Origin of the sequence: Microbacterium sp., from assembly GCF_035554235.1 — a bacterium.
GTDB lineage: Bacteria > Actinomycetota > Actinomycetes > Actinomycetales > Microbacteriaceae > Microbacterium.
Genome location: NZ_DATMIO010000116.1, coordinates 1 through 4,024 on the forward strand (window position 1 = coordinate 1; position 4,024 = coordinate 4,024).

5 protein-coding genes are annotated in these 4,024 nt (G+C 72.3%); all 5 read right to left on the reverse strand.

Annotated features, from left to right (window positions below; translation table 11 throughout):
* Positions 1 to 282: lycopene cyclase domain-containing protein (locus VNT50_RS05785; protein WP_325484150.1), on the reverse strand; the 282-nt coding region annotated here is incomplete at its 3' end.
* Positions 279 to 620, reverse strand: coding sequence for a lycopene cyclase domain-containing protein (locus VNT50_RS05790; RefSeq protein ID WP_325484151.1), 342 nt, complete (start codon positions 618 to 620; stop codon positions 279 to 281). The genes VNT50_RS05790 and VNT50_RS05785, both read right to left, overlap by 4 nt.
* A gap of 79 nt (positions 621 to 699) precedes the next feature.
* On the reverse strand, positions 700 to 2,262 hold the full coding sequence (gene crtI / locus VNT50_RS05795; protein ID WP_325484152.1) for a phytoene desaturase family protein: 1,563 nt from the start codon (positions 2,260 to 2,262) through the stop codon (positions 700 to 702).
* Positions 2,259 to 3,167: a phytoene/squalene synthase family protein gene (locus VNT50_RS05800; RefSeq protein ID WP_325484153.1), complete on the reverse strand. Its 909-nt coding sequence runs from the start codon at positions 3,165 to 3,167 to the stop codon at positions 2,259 to 2,261. The genes crtI and VNT50_RS05800 overlap by 4 nt, the downstream gene beginning before the upstream one ends.
* Positions 3,164 to 4,024, reverse strand: an 861-nt coding sequence (locus VNT50_RS05805; RefSeq protein ID WP_325484154.1) for a polyprenyl synthetase family protein, incomplete at its 5' end; no start/stop codon positions are given. The genes VNT50_RS05800 and VNT50_RS05805, both read right to left, overlap by 4 nt.

Sequence of the window (4,024 nt, forward strand, 5' to 3'; positions counted from 1 at the left end):
CAGGGTGAAGACCGCCGGCACGAGGAACGCCGCGCACAGGGCGTAGGCGAAGTCCTCGATTGGGGCGAGCCCGATCCTGAGACCGCTCACGTGCTGTTCGGGGTAGGTGAAGAGGCCGGCGGCGATCATGACGTTGTCGAAGACGGCCGTGAGCACCGCCAGCGCCCCCGCGGTGATGCCCGACGCCGCCATGCGGCGCGCGAACCCGGGGCGGCGCAGGGTGGCGAGGGCCACGAGCGCCGTCACCACCAGGAACGGCAGGGTGATGAGCGGGTAGGTCACGTCGTCCCCGTGGTCGCCCGGTCGCGCCGCCGCGCCAGCATCCGCTGCACCGCCACCCACACGACGATCGCGAGGTAGGAGAAAAAGGCGAGGAACACCGGCTCCTCGATAGGGAGCTCGGGTGCGAGCAGGATGCCGACGAACGCCGGGCTGTCGCCCTTCACGAACACGCCGGTCGCGATGCCGACGGCATCCCACACGAGGAAGAACGCGGTGCCGATCGCCACGGCCGCGATGGTGCGCGCGGGGGCGGCGAACAGCGCCAGGCGGAAGCGCCAGTCGAGCATCGTGATTCCGGTGAGGGAGACGACGATCGCGAGCAGGTACAGGCCGCGCATCACTGCTTCAGACCGCGCATCACTGGTTCAGACCCCACATCACTGGTTCAGGCCCCGCATCACTGATTCTGGCCCCGCATCACACGCCCAAGGGTACGTGCTCGGCGAGCGGGCCCGCCGTGCGGTCACCGCGCAGGCGCTTCACGACGAGCTCCGCGCTGATCAGGCACATCGGCAGCCCGATGCCGGGCAGCGCGGACGAGCCGGCGTAGTAGAGCCCGTCGACCTTCTTCGACACGTTGCGGGGCCGGAACACGGCGCTCTGCCTCAGGGTGTGCGCGAGGCCCAGGGCGTTGCCGCGCCACGCGTGCAGGTCGGACTGGAAATCCGCCGGTGCGATCGTGCGTCGCTCGATGATGCGGGCCGCCAGATCCGGAATGCCGCACCACTCGGCGAGCTGCGCGATCACGCGATCGGCGGCAGACTCGACGGCGGCGGAGCCCTCGCCGCCGACCCCGCCGTGGCCCAGGGTGGTGTCGGCGGGAACCGGCACCAGAACGAAGAGGTTCTCGTGGCCCGCGGGCGCCACGCTCGCATCCGTCGCGCTCGGGCGGCAGACGTAGATCGAGGCGGGGTCGGGCACGCGCGGGCGGGCGCCGAAGATGTCGTCGAAGTTCGCGCGCCAGTCCCGCGCGAACAGAAGCGTGTGGTGCGCCAGCTGGGGCAGCGCTCCCTCGACGCCGAGCAGCAGCAGGAGGGCGCCGGGACTCGGCTCGCGCGTGGCCCACCACTGGTCGGGGTAGGACTGCAGCGCCCGCGGAAGCATGGCGGTCTCGGTGTGGTGGAGGTCGGCCGCCGAGACGACGAGGTCGCCTTCGAGTGTGCGCCCGTCGGCGAGCCGGACGCCGGTCGCCCGGGCGGTGCGGGGGATCGCGCCGTCGGTCAGGATCTCCGCGACGGCGACACCGGTGTGGATGCGGACCCCGCGCCGGACGGCGAGGCGTGCGATGGCATCGACGATCGTCGTGAAGCCGCCGCGGGGGTAGAGCACGCCCTGCTCGAGGTCGGGGTGGCTCATCAGGTGGTAGAGGCTCGGCACGCGGAACGGAGAGCCGCCGAGGAAGACTGCAGGGTAGCCGAGCACCTGGCGAAGGCGCGGATCGGCGAACCGCTTCTCGATGTGGCTCGCGAGAGACCGGGTGAGCAGCGGTGCGAGCTGCGGCATCCGCTTCAGCATCTCGCGGCTGCGGAGCCCGGCCGTGCTCTCGTACGAGTCGTAGAGGAAGCGGGTGACGGCGAGGTCGTACGCGTCGCCCGCGGAGTCGAGATAGGCGTCGAGTTTCGCGCCAGCCCCGGGTTCGATGGATTCGAAGAGCGCCTCGGCCTCGGCGCGGCCCGACACGATCTCGAGCGGCTGGGGGTCGCCCTCCGTGTAGACGCGGTACGCGGGCACGAGGGGGACGAGGTCGAGCTCGGCGTCGGCGGTCGTGCCGAGCAACCGGAAGAAGTGGTCGAACACCTCGGGCATCAGGTACCAGCTGGGGCCGGTGTCCCACCGGAAGCCGCCGCTCTCCCACGTCCCGGCGCGACCGCCGAGGTCGGCGCGCGCCTCGAGCAGGTCGACGGCGTGCCCCTCGTGGGCGAGGAGGGCGGCGGTGGCCAGCCCGGCGATCCCGGCGCCGATGACGATGGCGCGGCTCATGCGCGGGTTTCCTCGATGGGGCTCCGCCCCACACCCCCGGCTTGCTGACGCGCGCCAGGCGCCCGGCCGGCGAGGGCGCGGGCAGCGAGGGCGAGCTTGACGGGGTCGGGCACGCGCACACGACCTCCGGTGTCGTTGCGGCGCAGCCGCGCCGACAGCTCGGCGAAGAGATCGTGCGCGGCGGTCACGGCCCGGCGGCAGTCCTTCGGAAGCTGAGGGATCACCGCGGCCGCGGCCGCGAGGTCGGCGTCGATGCGGTCGAGCACGTCGGTCCGGGTGGTCGACCGACCGCCGATACCCAGGTAGTCGCGACCGAGGGCGCCGGCGTCGTGCCGGCGGTCGCGCAGGAAGTTGACGTCCTGGAACGCGGCACCGAGGCGGCGGGCACCCTCCACCAGCGCGGGGGAGGGCTGCGGGGCACGCGGGCGATCGACGCCGACGAACGCGCGCAGGCACATGAGCCCGACCACCTCGGCGGAGCCGTACACGTACTCATCGTGTGACACGGCGTCGTGCGATCTCACGGTCAGGTCGGTGCGCATCGATGCGAAGAACGGACCTATCAGGTCGGCAGCGAAGCCCGAGAGCCGCGCCGTGCGCGCGAAGGCGTGCACGATGAGGTTGGCGCTGAACCCGCGATCGACAGCCGCAAGCGTCTCGGTCTCGAGCGCATCGAGCACCGCCCGCGCTTCGGCGGTCGACATCCCCGCCTCCTCGCCCGGCCCGTCGACGATCTCGTCGGCGACCCGGACGAGCGCGTAGATGTTGCGCACATGCGGGCGCACGCGCCGGCCGAGCAGGCGCGACGCGATGCCGAACGACGTCGAGTAGGCCCGGATGACCTCGTTCGATGCGGCGTCGGCGGTGCGGTCATACAGTTCGATGCCGGTCGCTTCCGGTCTCACGGGATGCGTCCCTCGACCGCGCTCGCGAGCTGCCGCAGCATCCGCCGGGCCTGCTCGGGGAGGTTCGCCGCCTCGATGATCGCCCGGGCCTCGCCGATCGTCTCGTGGATCATCTCCTGCAGCCGCCGGCGCGCGCCGCTGCTCTCCAGCGCCGCCTGGGCGCGTCGCAGGGCGACCGGGCCGGTGTGTGCCACGGCGAGGGCGCCCTCGACGTCCGCCCACGACCCCGTGTCGCGCGCGAACGCGATCAGCGGGGTCTTCTTGGCTCCGCGAAGGTCGGCGCCTTCGGGCCTGCCCGCTTGGAAATCGGAGCCGAAGGCACCGATCAGGTCGTCGACGAGCTGATAGGCGAGCCCCAGGCGCGCGCCGAAATTCCGCAGCACGGCGTCCGACTCGGCGTCTGCGTCCGCGAGTGCGGCGCCGGCGCGCAGGGGAGCGCAGAAGGAGTAGACCGCGGTCTTGTCGTGCGTCGCCGCCAGGATGGCATCGGGTGCCCCGTCGAGGATCGCGTGCTCGACGTCGGCGAGCTCGCCGGCCGCCGAGACGACGACCGCATCGTCGAGGTGATCGAGGAGGCGGCGGCGGGTGGGATCGTCGACCTCGGCGAGCGCGATCGTGCGCTGCGCTGCGTGCAGCAGCAGGTCGCCCGCGAGGATGCCCGCGGTGTCGCCGAGCAGCGCAGACCCACGGGCGTCGGCGCCGTGGTCGCTCGCGCGGGTGCGGAACTCTCCGGAGATGTTCGGGATGCCGCGGCGCACCGTGTCGCGATCGATGACGTCGTCGTGCACGACGAGTGCCGTGTGCAACAGTTCGTAGGCGGCCGCCACGGGGTAGAGGGCGGGGGTGTTCGTCGCATC